Origin of the sequence: Streptomyces sp. NPDC101490 (assembly GCF_044767145.1) — a bacterium.
Taxonomy (GTDB): domain Bacteria; phylum Actinomycetota; class Actinomycetes; order Streptomycetales; family Streptomycetaceae; genus Streptomyces.
This window is the reverse complement of record NZ_JBIWNI010000003.1, coordinates 424,346-445,147: the sequence shown is the minus strand read 5'-3', so window position 1 is coordinate 445,147 and position 20,802 is coordinate 424,346. Positions and strand designations below refer to the sequence as shown.

Genomic DNA, 20,802 nt, shown 5'->3' with positions numbered 1-20,802 from the left:
CTTCCGGACAGGTGGGGTGGAGATGGGGGCCGTGTCTGGCAGGACAGGGCGAAGGGCCGGGTGGGCCCGCCGAAGACTCTAAACCGACGATCGATGATCGATCAAAGATTGAAGGGGAAAATCTCTTCGAATCGAGAAAGTCGGCACAGGGTGCCGCGAAATGGGGCACCGGGTGCCTGGTTTTCGCAGGTGAGGGGCGCTTTCTGAGAAGAACCTCGCACAAATGAGCGAAGCCCCGTCAGTGCGGGGCCACCAGGAAGTTCCAGAAGTTCAGGCGCGCGGCGCGCATCCCAGGACGTGCGCCTTCACCAGCGCGCCGATCTGCGGATCACCCCTGCGGAAGGCCTCCACCAGCTCCTGGTGCTCCTCCGCGTACGACTTCTGGACGGTTCCCAGCCAGCGGATCGACAGCGCCGTGAAGACCTCGATGCCGAGCGTCTCCCAGGTGTGCAGCAGCACGCTGTTCCCCGCCGCCTTCACCAGCTCCCGGTGGAAGGCCACCGTGTGCCGCACCTGCGCCGTTCCGTCGGAGGTGGCGTCCGCCTCGTAGAGGGCCGCCACGTGCGGCTCCAGGGCCGAGCAGTCCGCCGACAGGCGCCCCGCCGCCAGCTCGGCCGCGATCTGTTCGAGACCGGCCCGGACGGGATAGCTCTCCTCCAGGTCGGCGGCGGTCAGGTTGCGGACCCGGACGCCCTTGTTCGGCGCCGACTCGATCAGCCGCAGCGACTCCAGCTCGCGCAGCGCCTCCCGGACGGGGGTCTGGGAGACCTCCAGCTCGGTCGCGATCCTGCGCTCCACGATGCGCTCGCCCGGCTTCCAGCGGCCGCTGACGATCCCCTCCACGATGTGCTCGCGGATCTGCTCGCGCAGCGAGTGGACGACGGGGACGGTCATGACGCGGCTCCTCGGGGAGTGTTGACTCTCAAGACAATACGGCGGCGCCCCCGTCCGGAAACACTTCCGGACGGGGGCGCCGCAGGTGAGGCTCGTTACGTTGCCTTCCGGCGCACGTGGTTACAGCCCGAGGTCGACCTCGAACTCACCGGCCTCCAGGATCGCCTTGACCGAGGTCAGGTAGCGGGCGGCGTCGGCGCCGTCCACCAGACGGTGGTCGTAGGACAGCGCGACGTACGTCATGTCGCGGATCGCGATCGTCTCACCCAGGTCCGGGTGGTTGATGACGACCGGACGGCGCACGGTGGCGCCGATGCCCAGGATGGCGACCTGGTTCGGCGGCACGATGATCGTGTCGAAGAGCGCGCCGCGCGAGCCGGTGTTGGAGATGGTGAAGGTCGCACCGGCCAGGTCGTCCGGGGTGATCTTGCTGGCGCGCACCGCACCGGCGAGCTCCGCGGTCTTCTTGGAGATGCCGGCGATGTTCAGGTCGCCCGCACCCTTGATGACCGGGGTCATCAGACCCTTCTCGGAGTCCACCGCGATACCGATGTTCTCGGTGTCGAAGTAGGTGATCGTGCCTTCGCCCTCGTTGATCCGGGCGTTGATGACCGGGTGGGCCTTCAGCGCCTGGGCCGCCGCCTTCACGAAGAACGGCATCGGGGAGAGCTTGACGCCCTCACGGGCGGCGAACGCGTCCTTGGCACGGGTGCGCAGCTTCATCAGCTTGGTGATGTCGACCTCGACGACCGAGGTCAGCTGGGCCTGGCCGTGCAGCGCCTTCATCATGTTGTCGCCGATGACCTTGCGCATGCGGGTCATCTTGACCGTCTGGCCACGCAGCGGGGAGACCTCCAGGGCGGGGGCCTTCGGCGCGGCGGCGGCCGGAGCGGCGGCGGGGGCCTGGGCGGCCTTCTTGGCCTCGGCGGCCGAGAGGACGTCCTGCTTGCGGATGCGACCGCCGACGCCCGAACCCTTGACGGACCCCAGGTCGACACCGTTCTCGGTGGCGAGCTTGCGGACCAGCGGGGTCACGTAGGCGCCGTCCTCGGCCGGAGCGGCCGGGACCGGGGTGACCAGCGCCGGGGCGATGGACGGGGCCGGGGCGGCCGGAGCCGGGGCGGCGACGGGAGCCGGGGCGGCGACCGGGGCAGGGGCGGCCACGGGGGCCGGGGCCGGAGCGGCGACCGGGGCCGGAGCCGGGGCCGGAGCGGCGGCGGGGGCCGGAGCGGCCGGGGCCGGGGCCGGGGCGGCGGCCGGAGCAGCGCCCGCGGCACCGATGACGGCGAGCTTGGCGCCGACCTCGGCGGTCTCGTCCTCGGCGACGACGATCTCCAGGAGCACGCCGGAGGCGGGCGCCGGGATCTCGGTGTCGACCTTGTCCGTGGAGACCTCCAGGAGCGGCTCGTCGGCCTCGACGGTCTCGCCGACCGACTTCAGCCAGCGGGTCACGGTGCCCTCGGTCACGGACTCGCCCAGCGCGGGCAGCACGACGTCGGTGCCGGTGGCACCGCCCGCCGGAGCGGCCGGAGCCTCGGCCACCGGGGCCGGGGCCGGGGCGGCGGGGGCCTCGGCGACCGGCGCCGGAGCGGCCGGAGCCGCCACGGGCTCGGCGGCCGGGGCACCCGTACCGTCGTCGATGATCGCCAGCTCGGCGCCGACCTCGACGGTCTCGTCCTCGGCGACCTTGATGGAGGCCAGGATGCCCGAGGCGGGGGCGGGGATCTCGGTGTCGACCTTGTCGGTCGAGACCTCGAGCAACGGCTCGTCGGCCTCGACGCGCTCGCCCTCGGCCTTGAGCCAGCGGGTGACGGTGCCCTCGGTGACGCTCTCGCCGAGCGCCGGCAGGGTTACGGAAACCGACATGGTTTCAGTTGCTCCTAACGAATTGCGGGAAGTGGTCGTCGCGCCCTGTGATGACGTGAGCGTCAGTCGTGGGAGTGCAGAGGCTTGCCGGCCAGGGCCAGGTGGGCCTCGCCGAGCGCCTCGTTCTGCGTCGGGTGGGCGTGGATGAGCTGCGCGACCTCGGCCGGCAGCGCCTCCCAGTTGTAGATCAGCTGCGCTTCGCCGACCTGCTCGCCCATGCGGTCACCGACCATGTGGACGCCGACCACGGCGCCGTCCTTGACCTGGACGAGCTTGATCTCGCCCGCGGTCTTGAGGATCTTGCTCTTGCCGTTGCCCGCGAGGTTGTACTTCAGGGCCACGACCTTGTCCGCGCCGTAGATCTCCTTGGCCTTGGCCTCGGTGATGCCGACGGAGGCGACCTCGGGGTGGCAGTACGTCACCCGGGGCACACCGTCGTAGTCGATCGGGACGGTCTTCAGACCGGCCAGCCGCTCCGCGACGAGGATGCCCTCGGCGAAGCCGACGTGCGCGAGCTGGAGCGTCGGGACGAGGTCGCCCACGGCCGAGATCGTCGGCACGTTGGTGCGCATGTACTCGTCGGCCAGGACGTAGCCGCGGTCCATGGCGACGCCCTGCTCCTCGTAACCGAGACCGGCGGAGACCGGGCCGCGGCCGATGGCGACCAGGAGCACCTCGGCCTCGAAGGTCTTGCCGTCGGCCAGGGTGACCTTGACGCCGCTGTCGGTGTACTCGGCGGACTGGAAGAAGGTGCCGAGGTTGAACTTGATGCCGCGCTTGCGGAACGCGCGCTCAAGAAGCTTCGAGCTGTTCTCGTCCTCGACCGGGACGAGGTGCTTCATGCCCTCGATCACCGTCACGTCGGTGCCGAAGGACTTCCACGCGGAGGCGAACTCGACGCCGATGACACCGCCGCCGAGGATGATCGCGGACTCCGGCACCCGGTCCAGCGTCAGCGCGTGGTCCGAGGTGATGATCCGGTTGCCGTCGATCTCCAGACCCGGCAGCGACTTCGGCACGGAACCCGTGGCGAGCAGGACGTGACGGCCCTCGACGCGACGCCCGTCGACGTCCACGGAGGTCGGCGAGGACAGGTGACCCGTGCCCTCGATGTAGGTCACCTTGCGGGAGGCCACGAGACCTTGCAGACCCTTGTACAGGCCCGAGATCACGTCGTCCTTGTACTTGTGCACGGCCTTGATGTCGATGCCCTCGAAGGAGGCCTTGACACCGAACTGCTCCGCCTCGCGGGTCTGGTCGGCGACCTCACCGGCGTGGAGCAGGGCCTTCGTGGGGATGCAGCCGTTGTGCAGGCAGGTGCCGCCGAGCTTGTTCTTCTCGATCAGTGCGACGTCCAGGCCCAGCTGAGCTCCGCGCAGCGCCGCGGCGTAACCGCCGCTACCGCCGCCGAGGATCACTAGGTCGAAAACGGTGCTGGCGTCGTTCGCCACGTCACGTCCTCCATGCATGTGCGCTCGTCGCCGGTCCTCGATGACCAGGCGGCGGCTGGTGTGCGGCCGCTTATTTTCGGCCCTGTGGTGGGGGCCCTGTCCTGCCGAGAACCCATCTTCGCACTTGTTGACGGCGGACGGGACGCGGGGCCGGTGTGTGAGACCGGCCTCTCGTCCGTACGCGGGGGTTGTCAGCTGGTACGAATGTGCGGATTTCGTCGTGGGCGAACGGTACGGCCCCGGGGACGCCGTCCCCGGGGCCGTACCGTCAGCGGTTCATCGCGGTCGCTCAGACCTCGCCGGCCGCCGTGCGCTCGGCCAGCTTCACCAGGGTGCGCACCGAGGAGCCGGTACCGCCCTTCGGGGTGTAGCCGTACGGCGCGCCCTCGTGGAAGGCCGGGCCCGCGATGTCCAGGTGCGCCCAGGTGATGCCCTCGCCCACGAACTCCTGGAGGAAGATACCGGCGACCATGCCGCCGCCCATCCGCTCGCCGATGTTCGCCATGTCGGCGGTGGGGGAGTCCAGGCCCTTGCGCAGGTCCGCGGGGAGCGGCATCGGCCAGGACGCCTCGCCGACCTCGCCCGCGATCTCGTGGATCGCGGTGCGGTAGTCGTCGTCGTTGGACATGATGCCGAAGGTGCGGTTGCCGAGCGCCAGGACCATGGCGCCGGTCAGGGTCGCCACGTCGACGATCGCGTCCGGGTTCTCCTCGGACGCCTTGGTCAGCGCGTCGGCGAGGACGAGGCGGCCCTCGGCGTCGGTGTTCAGGACCTCGACGGTCTTGCCGCTGTACATGCGCAGCACGTCACCCGGGCGGGTGGCGGAGCCGGACGGCATGTTCTCGGCGAGGGCGAGCCAGCCGGTGACGTTGACCTCCAGGCCGAGGCGGGCGGCCGCGACGACGGAGGAGAACACGGCGGCGGCGCCGCTCATGTCGCACTTCATCGTCTCGTTGTGCCCGGCCGGCTTCAGGGAGATGCCGCCCGAGTCGTAGGTGATGCCCTTGCCGACCAGGGCCAGGGTCTTCTCCGCCTTCGGGTGGGTGTAGGCGACGCGGACCAGGCGCGGCGGGTTCTCGGAGCCCTTGCCGACGCCCAGGATGCCGCCGTAGCCGCCCTTGGCGAGCGCCTTCTCGTCGAGGACCTGGACCTTCAGGCCGTGCTCCTTGCCCGCGGCCTGGGCGGCGGCGGCGAACGCGGCCGGGGTCAGGTCGTTCGGCGGCATGTTGATCAGGTCGCGGGCGCGGTTGATCTCCTCGGCCACGGCCTGGGCGCGCTCGGCGGCGGCCTTGTGGGCCTTGTCGCGCGGCTTGGCACCGAGCAGGGCCACCTCGCCCAGCGGCTTCTTGGCGGTCTCCTGGTACGCGGTGTAGGCGTACGCGCCCAGCAGGGCGCCCTCGGCGACGGCGCCGGCGTCCTCGGCGGCGGCGATCGGCAGCGCGAACGCGGCCTTCTTCGTGCCGGTCAGGACGCGGGCGGCGGTGCCCGCCGCGCGGCGGAGGACCTCGGTGCCGTAGGACTCGCCGTCCTCGGGGGCGGAGCCCAGACCGACGGCGAGGACGACGGGAGCCTTGAGGCCGGCGGGGGCGGGCAGCTTCGTCGCCTCTCCCTCGGCACCCGAGGCGCCCAGGGTCTCCAGGACGTCGGCGAGCCGGCCTTCGAAGGCCTTGTCGACGGCCTCGGCGCCCGGGGCGACGACCAGCGCCTTCCCGGACTTCGCGATGCCGACGACGAGGACGTCGGCACGCAGCGTCGCCGCACCGGCAGTGCTGAGAGTGAGAGCAGTCACGGTGGTGAAATCTCGCTTCCATTGAGTTCTGTGGCGGTCGAGGGATGGGCCGACCGTGCCCGCCGCATCGTATTTCGGCCCGAAGAGCGCCGAGAACGAGCCTACGCTCGCGCACCCGGTTCGCTCACGGCGGCGTTGGTCCACTCCTCGGTGATGTCTCTTTCAGGTGTGCGGTCCGGGCCCGGAGCGCTCCTCCGCACTCACCTCGATCACGGGGTGGCGCCACTCGTGTCTGCGCACCATCTGCGATGTCTCCAGGGGCCCTTCGCTTCCGTACCGGACGCGGGAGGTCCCGCCGGGGAGGGGCCTGCCCCGACGCACTCCGGCCGAATCCGTACGCCCGGGAGCGGGCTCCGCGACCGCCGGGGCTCCCGCGTCGCACGTACGGCCCGGACCGGCCGCGCTCGCCACCACGGCGGCCGTACGCGCCGCCACCGTGCCGTCCGGGCGCCCGAAAGGACCTTCGGGATTCCGTAGGTCGACGCCCGGACCGGCGCGCCCCGGACCCGGCGCACCCCGTACCCGGGCGCACCCCGGCGTCGGGCTCGACCGCACCGGCGAGGGCGGCCGCACCGGCGAGGGCGGCCGCACCGGCGAGGGCGGCCGGTCCGGCGGCCCCGGCGGCATCACGGCGGGTGCCACCGCCGCCGGGAGGGCGGACCCCTTCGGATCACCTGGCCGGATCCCCGGCCTTCGAGGCGGCGACGGGGCGTGGTCCCGGACCGGCCGGGCCCGCCCGGAGCGCGGGCCCGGAAACACGGCCCGCCCGGCCTCAGCCCAGGGTCAGCGCCACCAGGGCCACCGTCGCCGCCGTCTCCTCGAGGGCGCCGAACACGTCCCCCGTGACCCCGCCGAAGCGGCGCACGCACCGGCGGAGCAGCAGCGCCGCCGCGCCCATCGCGGCTCCCGCCGCCAGGACCTGGTGGACGGCGTCGTACGAGGAGAACAGCAGGCCCGTCGCCGCGCAGAGGACCAGGACCAGCGCGGTCGTGAGGGTCACGGAGCGGACCGGGACCGTGGCGGCGACGATCGCGCCGAGGCCCTCCGGGCGGGCCGCGGGGACGCCGTGCCGGGAGGCGTGGGTGAGGGTGAGCCGGGCGACGACCGCGGCGAGGACCGTTCCGGCGGCGCCCTGCGCCCAGCCCTCCCCGTACAGCTCGAAGAGCGCGGCGACCTGGGCGAGGAGCACGAGGGCCAGGGCGACGACCCCGAACGGGCCGATGTCGGACTGCTTCATGATGCGCAGCGCGTCCTCGGCGGGCTTGGCGCTGCCGAGGCCGTCGGCGGTGTCGGCGAGCCCGTCGAGGTGGAGGCCGCGGGTGAGGGCGGCGGGTACGGCGGTGGTGACGACGGCGGCGAGCAGCGGACCGGAGCCCAGCAGCAGGAAGGCGCTGCCGAGGGTGGCGGCGCAGACCCCGACGGCGAGCCCGGCGACGGGGGCGCAGAGCATCCCGGCGCGTGCCGCGTCCCGGTCCCAGCGGGTGATGCGGGCGGGGAACACCGTGAGGGTGCCGAAGGCGAAACGCAGGCCGTCCATCCGGGCAGGGTAATCGTCGGACCCGGACGGTAGATTGCGCATACGGCTCATTTCGGATCGGGGTGGCATGGGTCACTGGTTCGCCCGCAACATCGTCGAGCCCGGGAAACTCCCGACGCTCCTGGCGCTGACCTCGTTCGTTGTGACCTTCCTGGTCACGCGGGCGGTCACCCGGCTCATCCGGGCGGGCAAGGGACCTTTCCGAAACGTTTCTTCTGGAGGGCTCCACATCCATCACGTCGTGCCCGGCGTGGTGCTCACCGTCCTCGGCGGGTTCGGCGCCGTGGGCAGCGACCGGCACGGTCCCGGCGCCGCCGTCTTCGCCGTGGTCTTCGGGATCGGCGCGGGTCTCGTCCTGGACGAGTTCGCGCTGATCCTGCACCTCGACGACGTCTACTGGAGCGAGGAGGGCCGCCAGAGCGTCGAGGTCGTGGTGCTCACCGCCGCCCTGGTGCTGCTGGCCCTCAGCGGCTTCTCGCCGCTCGGCGTCGACGACATGACCGCCGAGGAGCGCACCGACCGGACCACCTTCGTCCTGACCCTGACGATCAACTTCCTCTTCGTCCTGGTCACCCTGGTGAAGGGGAAGTTCCGGATGGCCCTGATCGGGACCCTGGTCCCGTTCGTCGCGATCATCGGGGCCGTCCGGCTCGCCCGCCCCGGCTCCTGGTGGGCCCGTCGCCTCTACCCCCGCCGCCACCGGGCGCGCGCCCGCTCCCTCGTCCGCGCGTACCGCCACGACAAGCGCTGGACCAAGGTCCGGCGCCGCTTTCAGGACGTGATCGGCGGCTTCCAGGAACGGGTCCCCGGGCGGGGCTCCTCGTCCTCCTGACCCGGCCCGCCCCGACGGCGGTCCCAGCCGCGCAGGACGACGATCAGGACCAGGACGGCGGCGATGGCCGCCAGATGCTCCTTGCCCGCCAGGTTCGGCTTGACGATCACTTCCACGACCATCGCGAGCACCACCAGCGCGCCCGTCCAGCGGGCCCGCAGCCGCCAGCAGACGTACACCGCGAGACCCACCACCGCCGCCGAGGGGCCGGTGTCCACGACCCGCGCGTCCGAGGCGGGCAGCCCGAGCGGCCCGTCGGGGCCCAGGGCGATGCCCAGGCGCGCGTACAGCGTCCCGGCGAGGGTCGCCAGATAGGCGACGGCCAGCGTCCGCCACCGGCCGAGGCAGATCTCGGCGATCCCGAAGACCAGCAGGATCTGGGCGAGGGCGCCCCACACCGGCAGGTCGAGCGCCGGGACGAAGAGCGAGAACGGGGTCCGCAGCAGCGAGAGCCACAGCGGGTCCTCGGCCCGTACGGAGCCGATGGCCTGGACCGGCTGATAGCCCCAGTCCTGGTTCTGCACGAGCTGGAAGAGAGCGGTCAGACAGACGGCGATCAGGGTCATCGGCACCGCCCGCCACCGACGGGTGGCCAGCGCCGTCCGTACCGTGCCGAACAGCGGGCCCCACTCGCGGCGGGCGAAGCCCCGGACGCCGGACCGGCTCAACGGCCGCTCTCCAGATGTCTGCGGTGCAGCCACTTCGGAAGCCCCGGGGCCTCCAGGAATCCTTCCGCGCGACCGGCCGCGAGGCCGATGCGCAGCAGGTCCGCACTCTTCTCGAAGAGCATGAATCGGGGCTCCCAGATCGGTCGGTACTTGGCGTTGGCGCGGTACAGCGACTCGATCTGCCACCAACGGGAGAAGAAACTGAGCAGGGAACGCCACATGCGCAGCACGGGTCCCGCTCCGAGCTTCGAGCCGCGTTCGAAGACGGAACGGAACATCGCGAAGTTCAGTGAGACCTGAGTGATCCCGATCTCCTTCGCGCGCTGGAGCAGCTCGATGACCATGAACTCCATCAGGCCGTTCTCGGAGTCGCGGTCGCGGCGCATCAGGTCGAGGGAGAGCCCCTCCGGGCCCCACGGCACGAAGGACAGCACGGCCCGCAGTTCGCCTTCGGCAGCGTCCTCCCCGGTGCCGCCGACCCCGGCGTCCCGGCACTCCAGCATCACGCAGCGGCCGTCGTGGGGGTCGCCGAGGCGGCCCAGAGCCATCGAGAAGCCGCGCTCGGTGGCGCCGTCCCGCCAGTCGTCGGCCTTCCGCAGCAGCTCGGCCATCTCGTCGTCCGGGATGTCCTCGTGGCGCCGGACCCGGACCTCGTACCCGGCCCGCTTCACCCGGTTGTACGCCTGCCGCACGGTCCGCATGGCCCGCCCGTCCAGGGTGAACTCGTCGGTCTCCACGATCGCCTCGTCACCCAGCTCCAGGGCGTCGAGGCCGTGCCGGGCGTAGATCGTGCCGGCCTCCTCGCTCGCCCCCATCACCGCGGGGATCCAGCCGTGCTCCCTGGCCTCGGCGAGCCAGGGCTCGATGGCCCCGGGCCAGGCCTCGGGGTCGCCGATCGGATCGCCGGAGGCCAGCGACACCCCGCCGACCACCCGGTAGGTGACGGCGGCCTTCTCGCTCGGCGACCACACCACGCTCTTCTCGCGGCGCAGCGCGAAGTAGCCGAGGGAGTCCCGCTCCCCGTACTTGTCGAGCAGGGCCCGCAGCCGCTCCTCGTCCGCCTCGGTCAGCGGGTCGACGGCCCGGCGGGAGCGGAAGGCGGCGAACAGCACCGCGAAGAGCAGCAGCGTGGACAGCACGTTGATGGTGACGTCCACCCAGCCGGGGGTGTGGATGTCGGGGAAGCGGGCGTCGCCCGAGGAGGCCAGGGTGACGAGGCGCATCACGCCGTACCGCCAGCGCTCCAGGAAGCCGGGATGGGTGGCGGAGGTGTTGGTGACGGTGACGAGGAAGGCGGCGGCCAGCGAGGTGACGAGCAGCCCGCCGACCGCGACGGCCGCCGCGAGGAGCGGGTTGGAACGGTCGCCCTTCGCGTAGAACTCCCTGCGGCCGAGGAGCAGCGCGAGCACGAAGGCGGCGGTCAGGACCAGCGAGATCCAGTTCTGGGTGTGCTGCCGGATCTCCGGGAGGAACATCACCAGCGCGAACAGCAGCAGGAACAGGCCGCTCAGCACGAGGTTGAGGATCCACGCGGCCCGCTTGCGGCGCCGCATGGTGATCGCCAGGAAGAGCGTGAAGACCCCCGAGGCGAATCCCGCCGTGAGCATGTACGGGGTGAAGAAGTCGGCCTCGTTGTGACGGCGCAGGTCCTGTCCGAACGACACCCAGACGGCGCTCAGGAAATTGACGAACGTGACGGCGCGCAGGTACCAGACGGCGAACGCGGCAGCGCGCCGCGACCGGGCGGTGGTGCCCCTGGGCGCTCCTTCGGCGGACAAACGGACCTCTCCCATAAAAAGCGATCATATGGGGCGCCGCTGGTCATGCGGCGACGCCGGAGACGGGGGGGCGCGGGGGGGGCGGCCCCCCCCCCCCCCCCCCGGCCCCCCCCCCCCCCCCCCCCCCCCCCCCGGCCCCCCCCCCGCCGCACCACGTCCGGCCCCGGGAGGGCACGCCTCGGACCGGTCGTGCGGGTGCCGCCCGCGTTCCTGGGGGGGGCGGGGGGGGCGGCGGGGGGCGAAAACCGGAACAAAACAAAAAAATCGGTTTTTTGGGGGGGGGGGGGGGGGGGGGGGCGCGGGGGGGGGGGGGGCGGGGGGGGGGCGCGCCCCTCCCCGGTGCCGTCCGTCCACCGCTCCCCGTCAGCCGCCGGAGTCGTCCCCGGCACCGTCCGCGTCGTCCGGAACGGTCGGGTCCGGACGCTCGGGCAGCTCCGCGGCGAGTGCCGCCGCGGCCCTGACGAGGGGAAGCGCGAGCAGAGCCCCGGTTCCCTCACCCACCTGGACGCCGTGGTCCAGCAGAGGGTTGAGCGCCATCCGGTCCAGCGCCTTCGCCTGCGCGGGCTCCCCGCTCACCTGGCCCGCCAGCCACCAGTCCGGCGCCCGGAACGCCGCCCGCTGCGCCACCAGCGCACAGGCCGCCCCGACCACACCGTCCAGGATCACCGGCATCCGCCGCACCGAGGCCTGCAGCAGGAAACCGGTCATCGCCGCCAGGTCCGCCCCGCCGACCGCCGTGAGCAGCTCCAGCTGGTCGCCCAGGACCGGCCGGGCCCGCCGCAGCGAGTCCCGGACCGCCGCGCACTTGCGCATCCACGCCAGGTCGTCGATGCCCGCGCCGCCCCGGCCCGTCACCACGGACGCGTCCGTCCCGCACAGGGCGGCGATCAGGGTGGCCGCCGGAGTCGTCCCGCCGACGCTCAGATCACCGAGCACCACCAGATCGGTGCCCGAGTCCGCCTCCTCGTCGGCGACCGCGACACCGAGCCGGACGGCCGCCTCGGTCTCCTCGACCGTCAGCGCGTCCTCCACGTCGATCCGGCCGCTGCCGCGCCGCACCCGGTGCCGGGTGACCTCGGCGGGAAGCAGCGCCGGATCGCAGTCCAGAGCGGCGTCCACCACCCGCACCGGCACGCCCGAGACCCGGGCGAGCACCGCGACCGGGCTCTCCCCGTCCAGGACGGCCCGCACCAGCTCATGGGCGGTGCCCGCCGCCCGGCCCGACACACCGAGCGAGGCGATCCCGTGGTCGCCCGCGAACAGCACCACCTTCGGCTGCTCGACCGCCCGCACCTTGACCGAGGACTGCGCGGCCGACAGCCACTCCCCGAGCTCGTCGAGCCGCCCGAGCGCCCCCGGCGGCACGGCAAGACGCTGGCGCCGCTCCTCGGCGTCGCGCCGGACGCCGCCGTCGGCGCGCTCGATCAGATCGGAGAAGTCGTCCAGATTCACGGGTTCCGCCTTGTGACTGTCGGCCGGGGCATCGGTGCTCGCACCCTACCCGCGCAGCACGAACGGCTGACCGGCGACCACGAGCAGCACCTCCTCGCACTCGTCCGCGAAAGCCGCGTTCAGCCGCCCCAGCTCGTCCCGGAACCGGCGCCCGGCCGCCGTCGCGGGCACCACCCCCGAGCCGACCTCGTTCGTCACCGCCACCACCGTCCTGCGGGTCGCCCGCACCGCCGCCACCAGCTCTGCCGTCCGCTCCCGCAGCGCCTCGCGCCCGCCGGACTCCCACGCCGTGTCGTCCCAGGCGCCCACCCGGTCCATGGCGTCCGTCAGCCACAGCGACAGACAGTCCACGAGCAGCGCGGGACCCTCCCCTCCGAGCAGCGGCACCAGGTCGCAGGTCTCGGCGGTCCGCCAGGACGCGGGCCGCCGCTCCCGGTGCAGACCCACCCGCTCCGCCCACTCCCGGTCGCCCTCCCGGCCGCCGCCCGTCGCCACGTACAGCACCTCGGGGAAGGTCTCCAGCCGCCGCTCGGCCTCCACGGACTTCCCCGACCGCGCCCCGCCCGTCACCAGGGTCCGGCGCGGCACGTCCGGCACCTCGTGGTAGTCGCCCACGTACAGCGTCGTCCCGTCCGGCACGGCCCGCGCGCCCGCCGAGGCGAGCCGCCGGTCCAGCTCGGGACCGGTCGGCCCGTCGTGGTCCAGGTGCACCGCGATCACCTCGGTCGCCGCGCCCACCGCGCCGGTCGCCCGCAGCCGGGCCAGCGCGTCCGGGCGGCCCGTCACATCGGCGACGACCATGTCGTACGGCGTCCGGTGCCCGTCCGGGAGACCGGCCGGGGCGCCGCCGGGCGGCAGGTACAGCAGCCGCTCGCCGTCCGCCGACACCACCTCGTACCCGGTGCCGGGGGAGTCCATCGCGACCGCCCGCACCCGGTGGCCGGAGATCAGGGTCAGCTCCCGCCCGTCCGGCACCCGTCCCGCGACGGGCAGCCCGGCGGGCACCTCCACGGCGGGCCCGTCGTGCGGATGCGTCAACAGCACCTGCCGCACCCCCACGAGCGAGTGACCCGCGCGGGCCGCCGCGAGCGCGGCCCCCGGGGTCAGGTCGAGCAGCAGGGCCCCGTCCACGAGCAGCGACGTCGCCGCGCGGACCCGGGGGCCCCGGGAGAGCGCGCACACGGCGCAGGGACAGCCGGGACGGGGGAGTCCGAGCGGGGCGCCGGTGCCGAGCAGAGTCAGTTCCACCCTCAGATCCTCCCGCGCCACCGCGAGCGGTGCGCGCCCGGCTACGCTGCGGGCAGGAAACCGATCATCCGGTGAGCGCCAGGAGGCGTACATGGCATGGACGTGGCGGTTCGAGAAGACCGACGGCACCGAGGTCGAGCCGGTGGTGACCCCCGAGGAGTTCCCCACCCAGGGCGACGCGGAGAGCTGGATCGGGGAACACTGGCGTGACCTGCTGGGCGGCGGCGCCGACCAGGTGATCCTGTCGGAGGACGGCACCAAGATCTACGGCCCGATGCCGCTGGACGCCGAGGGCTAGGGCGAGACCGGAGCCCCCGCCCCGGGCGGCACCGGCGACCCCGCTGGAACGCGGCCGCCCCCGGGACTCCCGGGGGCGGCCGAAAGAGGGAGGCCCCGCACCGGGAGGCCCCCGAGGGGCACGGAATCACGGGCACGAGCCCGTAGGGCCTTCCGAGGTACGGGGACAGGGGCGCCCGCCCGGTGACCCCGGAGGTACGAGCACGAGCGCGGCGGCCTCCCGGGCCACACCCGCCCGGCGGACTCCACCCGCCCCGGGCGCGGGCCGGGCATCCCCACGCGCCCCGGGCCCGCCCGCCCCGCTACATCTCCCCGAGCGTCACCTCGGTCTTGAGCGTCTGCGTCCCCCGGACGTACGTCACGGACACCTTGTCGCCCGGCTTCATCGAGGCCAGCGCCTCCGACAGGGAGGTGATCGTGGTGATGTCGGTGTCCCCGAGCCGGGTGATCACATCGCCCGGCTTCAGTCCCGCCTTGCCCGCCGCGCCGTCGGCCGGAGCCTCGACCACGGCGACCCCCGCGGGTTCGTAGCTGTCGTTCACCACCGTGCGGCCGGTGATGTCCAGGGCCGCCCGGCCGGAGTCCGTCACCCGGCCGTCCTTGATGATCTGGTCCGCCACCGTCCGCACCATCGACGCGGGGATCGCGAAGCCGATGCCGGGCGCCGAACCACCGCCCAGCTCCGGATCGGTCGCCGCGAGCGTCGGGATGCCGATGACCTCGCTGTCCAGGTTCACCAGGGCGCCCCCGCTGTTGCCGGGGTTGATCGCCGCGGACGTCTGCACCATGTTCGGGATGGTCGCGCCGGTGCCGCCGCCGGTCCGCCCCTCGCTGACCGTGCGGCCGGTCGCCGAGACGATGCCCTGGGTCACACTGCCGGACAGCCCCAGCGGGGAGCCCATCGCCAGGACGATCTGCCCCATGTCGACGGCGGCCGAATTGCCGAACTTCGCCGCCTTCAGGCCCTGCGGCAGCGTGTCCAGCTTGATCACCGCGAGGTCCTGCTCGGGGTACGAGGAGACCAGCCGGGCACTGATCGCCTGCCCGCCGGTGGCGGCGGTGACCTTGAAGGTCTTCTCCTGGCCGATCACGTGCGCGTTGGTGACGATGTGCCCCTTGTCGTCGTAGACGACACCCGAACCGAGGCTGTCGGAGGCGTCGATCTGCACCACCGACGGCAGGACGTTCCTGATGACCGCCTCGTAGTCGGACTGGAGGTCGTTGGCGACGAGCGGCGCCGCCGCCTGCGTGGCGCGCTCGGGCGCGCTCGCCCGCTCGCCGGAGGAGCAGCCGCCGACGAGCGCGGCGGCGCAGGCAGCGGCGGTCAGGGGGAGGAGACGGCGAGGAGCACGGGCGTGGGCACGGGATACGTCCATGTCCGGAGTATCCGTTCCGCTCCGCCACCCGGCCCGGCGAGCGCATCCGATCAGGGGGAACGGGCCCGAGCACGTCCGACCGGGACCCGGAGAAGGACTTCGGACCGGGCGACGGCCCACGGACGGCCGACCGGGAGACGGGAGACCCGGTGCGGGTGCGCCGACCCGGGGCGCCGGGCCCGACGCCCCGGGTTCAGGGGCGGGGTGCGGGCCGTCGGCTCGGAGGCGGGGAAGCGGCCGCCGTATCAGGGTGCCGGACCGGAGCCCGGCCGGGGTTCAGCCCCGGACCCCGCACAGGTGCAGCAGGGACGCCATCCGCCGGTACGGGTCCGTGCGGCCCGCCCGGTCCTCGGCGGCGAGCAGCCGGTCGAGCTCCTCGGCGGCGGGCAGGCCCGCCTCGGCCGGGACGCCGTCCGTGAAGACCCGCACCCCGTACCAGGCGTGCAGCGGCGCGGCGATCCCCGCCAGCGTCGCCATCAGCGCGTCGAGCCGGTCGGCCCGCACCTTCACGCCGTTGTCGTCCGTGTAGACGTCCGAGTCGAAGCCCGCGAGCGCCCCGGACCAGTCGCCGGCGAGCCCCGGCCGCATGGCCAGGGCCTCCGCGTTCCGTACGACCAGGGAGAGGAGGCCCCCGGGGGCCAGCATCCGGGCCAGCCCCGCGAGCAGCGCGTCGGGCTCGTCCGCGTACATCAGCACACCGTGACAGAGGACCACGTCGAAGCTGCCGGGGAGGAAGTGCACCCCGGTCTCGCGTCCGTCGCCCTCGATCAGCTTGACCCGCTCACGGATCCCGGCGGGCTCGGTCGCCAGCGAGTCGCGGGCCGCCTTCAGCAGACCGGGATCGGCTTCGAGGCCGGTGACGGTGTGGCCCGCGCGGGCCAGCCGCAGCGCCTGCGCGCCCTGGCCCATGCCCGCGTCGAGGACCCGCAGCCGCTGCCCCACCGGGTAGCGGCCGGATATCTGCTCGTCCACCTGGCGGGCGACGATCTCCTGCCGGATGGTGTCGCGCAGCCCGCCGGTCCCGACGGGCCAGTGCGCCACGACGGGCAGCACGGGCGCGCCGCTCTCCGACGTGGCCGCGCCGAAGGCGGGCACGCCGGACTCCGTACTGTCGGCGCTCAGGGCCGCTCTCCGCGCTTGACCTGCGGCTTCGGCAGCCGCAGTCGGCGCATCTGGAGCGTACGCATCAGACCGTAGGCCACCGCGCCGCGCTTCGGCTGGTCCGGGAAGCGCACGGCCAGCTGCTTGCGCAGCCGGATCCAGATGCCGACCGAGTCGATGACGATCAGGATGATCACACCGAGCCACAGCAGCAGCGAGATGTTCTGCAGGCCACGGTTGGCGTTGCCGAACAGCGACAGCACCAGGATCACCACGGCCATCGGCAGGAAGTACTCGGCGATCGCGAACCGCGAGTCGACGAAGTCACGCACGAAGCGGCGGACCGGCCCCTTGTCGCGGGCGGGCAGGTAACGCTCGTCGCCGCTCGCCAGCGCGTCGCGCTGACGGGCCAGGTCCGAGCGGCGGGCCTCGCGCTGGCGCTTGGCGGCCTCCTTGCGGTCGGTCGGCACCGTCGCGGCGCGTCGGCGCTGGCTCTGCGCCTCACTCCGCTTCGGCGTCGGGCGGCCCTTGGGGGCCTCGGGGTCGCGGGGCTGGCTGGTGGAGAGGTCCGCCGTCACCTTGTCGGTGGGGGCCTTCTCATCCTTCGAACGGCTACGGAACACAAAACCCAAGGGTACGGGGTGGTGGGCATGAACCCCATGCCGGGCGGGAACGATCCGCTAACGGAGTGCGTCCTCGACAGTACGTACGGAGGCCGGACCTGGTCTTCCCCTAGATCCGTCTACTCCTTGCGCGGGAGGCGTCCGGGGACGCAGTCGTCCTTGGGGAGGAGCGCATCCGCCTCCGAACAGTGCGGTAATGGAGCCAGGGACCGTACTGTGGAACCTGTCGAAGAGCTGGACCCGTAGTCCGTCAGAAGGGGGCGCGCGAAGCCCATGAGCGGTGTGATGAAGCGTATGGGGATGATCTTCCGCGCGAAGGCGAACAAGGCCCTGGACCGGGCCGAGGACCCGCGCGAGACACTCGACTACTCGTACCAGAAGCAGCTGGAGCTGCTCCAGAAGGTACGGCGCGGCGTCGCCGACGTCGCCACCTCCCGCAAGCGGCTCGAACTCCAGCTGAACCAGCTGCAGGGCCAGTCCGCCAAGCTGGAGGACCAGGGCCGCAAGGCGCTCGCGCTCGGCCGCGAGGACCTGGCGCGCGAGGCGCTGTCCCGGCGCGCCGCGCTCCAGCAGCAGGTCAGCGACCTGGAGGTGCAGCACCAGACGCTGCAGGGCGAGGAGGAGAAGCTCACCCTCGCCGCCCAGCGGCTCCAGGCCAAGGTGGACGCCTTCCGCACCAAGAAGGAGACCATCAAGGCGACCTACACGGCGGCCCAGGCGCAGACCCGGATCGCCGAGTCCTTCTCCGGCATCTCGGAGGAGATGAGCGACGTCGGCCTCGCGATCCAGCGGGCCGAGGACAAGACCGCCCAGCTCCAGGCCCGCGCGGGCGCGATCGACGAGCTGCTCGCCTCCGGCGCGCTCGACGACCAGTCCGGGCTCGGCAAGGACGACATCCAGGCGGAACTGGACCGGCTCTCCGGCGGTACGGACGTCGAGCTGGAGCTCCAGCGGATGAAGGCGGAGCTGGCGGGCGGTCCGTCGGCGCAGCAGCAGGCGATCGAGGGCGGCGGCACGGCCGCGCCGCAGGACAGCCCGCAGCAGTCCCGCCCGCGCTTCGAGAAGTAGCCGACCGCGCTACGGCGGATCTACGGCAGAACAGGACGCGTCATGATCGTACGGATCATGGGGGAGGGCCAGTGGAAGCTGGCCGACAGCCACCTCGCCGAGCTGAACGCGCTCGACGACGAGCTGCTCGCGGAGATGGAGTCGGGGGACGAGACCGGGTTCCGGCGCACGCTGGGCGGTCTCCTGGACGCGGTGCGCCGCCTTGGCGAGCCACTCGCCGACGACGTGCTCCAGCCCTCGGAGCTGATCCTCCCCGCCCCTGACGCGTCCCTGGACGAGGTCAGGGAGATGCTCTCGGACGGCGGCCTCATCCCGGGCTGACGCGATCCGGGCCGGGACGTAAATCCGGCCGGGACGTAATCAGGGCCGGACGGATCGCGTCCGCCGAACACCGCGACCCACCGGGGCCCGCCACCTTCCGAGGTGCCGGGCCCCGTTCCGTACCGCGTCCCCGCGTTTTGCCGGGCTCCCGGCACCCTCCGGGCCGGGGAGCCGGGCCACCCTCTCCACCCACGACCGCCCCGGACGGGCCGCGTTCCGGCGTGACGCCGTGGCGTCGGACCCGGCCCCGCCGGGCTTCCGGCCGCCCTCGGCCGTCCCGCTCTCCGCCCCGCCGTACCCCGTCCGTCCACCGCCGGACCCGATCCGCGACGCTCCGGTCCGGGACGCCCGGTCCGTCCGTCCGCCGCCGGACCCGCCGAGCCCCCGTTCCGTACCCGCCCCGCCGTTCCTGCCTCGTTCCGGCCCCCTGCCGGTCCGCGCGTCCGCCGTCCGGCCCGCCCGGGGGCGCCCGGCCCGTACCGTTTCCCCGTGACCTCCAACGGCACCCTTCTCGTCCGGCTCCGCGGCTGGTTCCGCGGGCATCCGCTCGCCTTCGACGCGTCGCTGGCGTTCGGCGTGCTCATCTGCATGATCGCCGGGTCGCTGACCGGGCCGCACGGTGAGCCGGGCGGCCCGACGTTCGGCCGCCAGGTGCCCGGCGCGACCAGCGTGCTGATCATGGTCGCCGGGGCCGTCGCGCTCGTGCTGCGCCGCCGCTTCCCGCTCCGGGTCCTCGCCTTCACCGTCGCCGTCACCCTCGTGGAACTGATCGGCGACAGTCGCCCCGCCCCCGTCACGATGAGCGCCGTCGTCGCCCTCTTCACGGTCGCCGCCCGCACCGACCGGCCCACCACCTGGCGGGTCGGGCTCCTCACCATGGCGGTGCTCACCGTCGGGGCCATGGCCTTCGGCCCCACCCACTGGTACGTGCAGGAGAACCTCGGCGTCTTCGCCTGGACGGGCATGGCCGCGGCGGCCGGGGACGCCGTCCGCAGCCGCCGGGCCTTCGTCGACGCCATCAGGGAACGCGCCGAACGGGCCGAGAGGACCCGGGAGGAGGAGGCGGGCCGCCGGGTCGCCGAGGAACGGCTGCGGATCGCCCGCGACCTCCACGACGTCGTCGCCCACCACATCGCCCTGGTCAACGTCCAGGCGGGCGTCGCCGCCCACGTCATGGACCGGCGCCCCGACCAGGCGAAGGAGGCGCTCGCGCACGTCCGCGAGGCCAGCCGCTCCGCCCTCGACGAACTGCGCGCCACCGTCGGCCTGCTGCGCCAGTCCGGCGACCCCGAGGCCCCCACCGAACCGGCCCCCGGCCTCGCCGTCCTCGACGGGCTCCTCGACAGCTTCCGCAAGGCCGGGCTCCCCGTCGGCCTGGCCCGCGCCGACGACGGCGCCCCGCTGCCCGCGACCGTCGACCTGGCCGCGTACCGGATCGTGCAGGAGGCCCTGACCAACGTCCGCAAGCACGCGGGACCGGCCGCCGAGGCCGAGGTCAGCGTCGTGCGGGTGGGCCGTACGGTCGAGATCACCGTCCTCGACAACGGCACGCCCCCCGCCGTCCAGGACCCCGCCCCCGGCGGCGGCCACGGACTGCTCGGGATGCGCGAACGGGTCGGCGCGCTCGGCGGCACCCTCACCGCGGCCCCCCGGTACGGCGGCGGATTCCGGGTGCAGGCGATACTTCCCGTGACGTCCCGCACGGGGGAGGACACATGACGATCCGGGTAGTGCTCGCCGACGACCAGGCCCTGCTCCGCAGCGCCTTCAAGGTCCTGGTGAACTCCGAACCCGACATGGAGGTCGTCGGCGAGGCGGCGGACGGCGCCCAGGCGGTCGCCCTCGCCCGCTCCGAGCGCGCCGACGTCGTCCTGATGGACATCCGGATGCCCGGCACCGACGGCCTCGCCGCCACCCGCGCGATCACCGCCGACCCCGCCCTCTCCCACGTGAGGATCGTCATGCTGACGACCTTCGAGGTCGACGAGTACGTCGTGCAGTCGCTGCGCGCCGGGGCCTCCGGCTTCCTGGGCAAGGGGGCCGAGCCCGAGGAACTCCTCGGCGCGATCCGGATCGCGCACGCGGGCGAGGCACTGCTCTCCCCGGTGGCCACCAAGGGCCTCATCGCCTCGTTCCTCGCGCAGGGCACCGGCACCGACCCCGCCGACCCGGCCGGCGGCGCCCGCGCCGGACGTCTCGGCGCCCTCACCGCCCGGGAGCGCGAGGTCCTCGTCCTGGTCGCGGGCGGTCTCTCCAACGACGAGATCGCGGACCGGCTCGACGTCAGCCCGCTCACCGTGAAGACCCACGTCAACCGCGCCATGGCCAAACTCGGCGCCCGCGACCGGGCCCAACTGGTGGTCACGGCGTACGAATCGGGACTGGTACGTCCGAGGGTGGACTGACCACGGGCCCCGGCGTACTGCGGACGCGGTATGCCCGGCATAAGGAAGTGGACCCGGGGGGCGAGGACTTCCGGCGTCCGATGGCAGATCGTAGGG

At 73.2% G+C, this 20,802-nt stretch carries 18 protein-coding genes; 6 read left to right on the top strand and 12 right to left on the bottom strand.

Translation table 11 applies throughout. From position 1 onward, the window contains the following. Positions 1 to 270 precede the first annotated feature (270 nt). From ACIRQY_RS09625 to ACIRQY_RS09605, 5 genes are all read right to left on the bottom strand, one after another. The gene (locus ACIRQY_RS09625) at positions 271 to 894 is read right to left on the bottom strand and encodes a GntR family transcriptional regulator (protein ID WP_351779577.1); all 624 of its coding nucleotides are present in this window, start codon (positions 892 to 894) and stop codon (positions 271 to 273) included. 120 nt (positions 895 to 1,014) lie between these two features. Next, positions 1,015 to 2,760, bottom strand: coding sequence for a 2-oxoglutarate dehydrogenase, E2 component, dihydrolipoamide succinyltransferase (gene sucB, locus ACIRQY_RS09620; RefSeq protein WP_403923322.1), 1,746 nt, complete (start codon positions 2,758 to 2,760; stop codon positions 1,015 to 1,017). 62 nt (positions 2,761 to 2,822) lie between these two features. Beyond that, positions 2,823 to 4,211 carry a dihydrolipoyl dehydrogenase gene (lpdA, locus tag ACIRQY_RS09615; protein ID WP_351779572.1) on the bottom strand — a complete coding sequence of 463 codons (1,389 nt, stop codon included), beginning with the start codon at positions 4,209 to 4,211 and terminating at the stop codon, positions 2,823 to 2,825. 289 nt (positions 4,212 to 4,500) lie between these two features. After that, entirely contained in the window at positions 4,501 to 6,000 is a 1,500-nt protein-coding gene (locus ACIRQY_RS09610) for a leucyl aminopeptidase (protein ID WP_403923320.1), read from the bottom strand. A 772-nt stretch (positions 6,001 to 6,772) separates the two neighbouring features. Next, entirely contained in the window at positions 6,773 to 7,537 is a 765-nt protein-coding gene (locus tag ACIRQY_RS09605; protein WP_403923318.1) for an adenosylcobinamide-GDP ribazoletransferase, read from the bottom strand. Between the two features lie 67 nt (positions 7,538 to 7,604). Between ACIRQY_RS09605 and ACIRQY_RS09600 the strand changes: the two genes are divergently transcribed. Further along, complete coding sequence (locus ACIRQY_RS09600) at positions 7,605 to 8,369, top strand: hypothetical protein (RefSeq protein WP_351779564.1); 765 nt, start codon at positions 7,605 to 7,607, stop codon at positions 8,367 to 8,369. On the opposite strand, the gene ACIRQY_RS09595 is transcribed toward ACIRQY_RS09600, so the two are convergent. The 4 genes from ACIRQY_RS09595 to ACIRQY_RS09580 all read right to left on the bottom strand — a co-directional run bounded on the left by ACIRQY_RS09595 (position 8,309) and on the right by ACIRQY_RS09580 (position 13,515). Further along, a complete protein-coding gene (locus ACIRQY_RS09595) occupies positions 8,309 to 9,037 on the bottom strand; it encodes a hypothetical protein (RefSeq protein ID WP_403923316.1) in 729 nt (242 codons plus the stop codon). The two genes, ACIRQY_RS09600 and ACIRQY_RS09595, sit on opposite strands and share 61 nt — an antisense overlap. Next, positions 9,034 to 10,830, bottom strand: a complete 1,797-nt coding sequence (locus tag ACIRQY_RS09590) for a phosphatidylglycerol lysyltransferase domain-containing protein (RefSeq protein WP_403923314.1) — start codon at positions 10,828 to 10,830, stop codon at positions 9,034 to 9,036. The genes ACIRQY_RS09595 and ACIRQY_RS09590 overlap by 4 nt, the downstream gene beginning before the upstream one ends. A gap of 348 nt (positions 10,831 to 11,178) precedes the next feature. After that, positions 11,179 to 12,267: a nicotinate-nucleotide--dimethylbenzimidazole phosphoribosyltransferase gene (gene cobT, locus ACIRQY_RS09585; RefSeq protein ID WP_403923312.1), complete on the bottom strand. Its 1,089-nt coding sequence runs from the start codon at positions 12,265 to 12,267 to the stop codon at positions 11,179 to 11,181. A gap of 45 nt (positions 12,268 to 12,312) precedes the next feature. Beyond that, positions 12,313 to 13,515: a bifunctional adenosylcobinamide kinase/adenosylcobinamide-phosphate guanylyltransferase gene (locus ACIRQY_RS09580; protein ID WP_403923310.1), complete on the bottom strand. Its 1,203-nt coding sequence runs from the start codon at positions 13,513 to 13,515 to the stop codon at positions 12,313 to 12,315. Positions 13,516 to 13,606: 91 nt separating this feature from the next. Here ACIRQY_RS09580 and ACIRQY_RS09575 point away from each other — a divergent pair, with 91 nt between their 5' ends. Continuing rightward, positions 13,607 to 13,813, top strand: a complete 207-nt coding sequence (locus ACIRQY_RS09575) for a hypothetical protein (protein WP_351779550.1) — start codon at positions 13,607 to 13,609, stop codon at positions 13,811 to 13,813. A 301-nt stretch (positions 13,814 to 14,114) separates the two neighbouring features. Here ACIRQY_RS09575 and ACIRQY_RS09570 read toward each other — a convergent pair whose 3' ends face one another. The 3 genes from ACIRQY_RS09570 to ACIRQY_RS09560 form a co-directional block, all read right to left on the bottom strand. Then, complete coding sequence (locus tag ACIRQY_RS09570; protein ID WP_351779547.1) at positions 14,115 to 15,188, bottom strand: trypsin-like peptidase domain-containing protein; 1,074 nt, start codon at positions 15,186 to 15,188, stop codon at positions 14,115 to 14,117. Positions 15,189 to 15,464: 276 nt separating this feature from the next. After that, entirely contained in the window at positions 15,465 to 16,241 is a 777-nt protein-coding gene (locus ACIRQY_RS09565; RefSeq protein ID WP_351779878.1) for a class I SAM-dependent methyltransferase, read from the bottom strand. 65 nt (positions 16,242 to 16,306) lie between these two features. Then, positions 16,307 to 16,912, bottom strand: coding sequence for a DUF3043 domain-containing protein (locus ACIRQY_RS09560; RefSeq protein WP_351779545.1), 606 nt, complete (start codon positions 16,910 to 16,912; stop codon positions 16,307 to 16,309). Between the two features lie 273 nt (positions 16,913 to 17,185). On the opposite strand from ACIRQY_RS09560, the gene ACIRQY_RS09555 reads away from it, so the two are divergent. The 4 genes from ACIRQY_RS09555 to ACIRQY_RS09540 all read left to right on the top strand — a co-directional run bounded on the left by ACIRQY_RS09555 (position 17,186) and on the right by ACIRQY_RS09540 (position 20,706). Further along, positions 17,186 to 17,980 (top strand): PspA/IM30 family protein, encoded by a 795-nt coding sequence (locus ACIRQY_RS09555; protein WP_351779543.1) that lies wholly within the window; start codon positions 17,186 to 17,188, stop codon positions 17,978 to 17,980. Between the two features lie 42 nt (positions 17,981 to 18,022). Further along, complete coding sequence (locus ACIRQY_RS09550; RefSeq protein ID WP_351779540.1) at positions 18,023 to 18,301, top strand: hypothetical protein; 279 nt, start codon at positions 18,023 to 18,025, stop codon at positions 18,299 to 18,301. Between the two features lie 489 nt (positions 18,302 to 18,790). Further along, positions 18,791 to 20,020, top strand: coding sequence for a sensor histidine kinase (locus ACIRQY_RS09545; protein WP_351779537.1), 1,230 nt, complete (start codon positions 18,791 to 18,793; stop codon positions 20,018 to 20,020). After that, entirely contained in the window at positions 20,017 to 20,706 is a 690-nt protein-coding gene (locus tag ACIRQY_RS09540) for a response regulator (RefSeq protein WP_403923306.1), read from the top strand. The genes ACIRQY_RS09545 and ACIRQY_RS09540 overlap by 4 nt, the downstream gene beginning before the upstream one ends. The last annotated feature ends 96 nt before the right edge of the window (positions 20,707 to 20,802 follow it).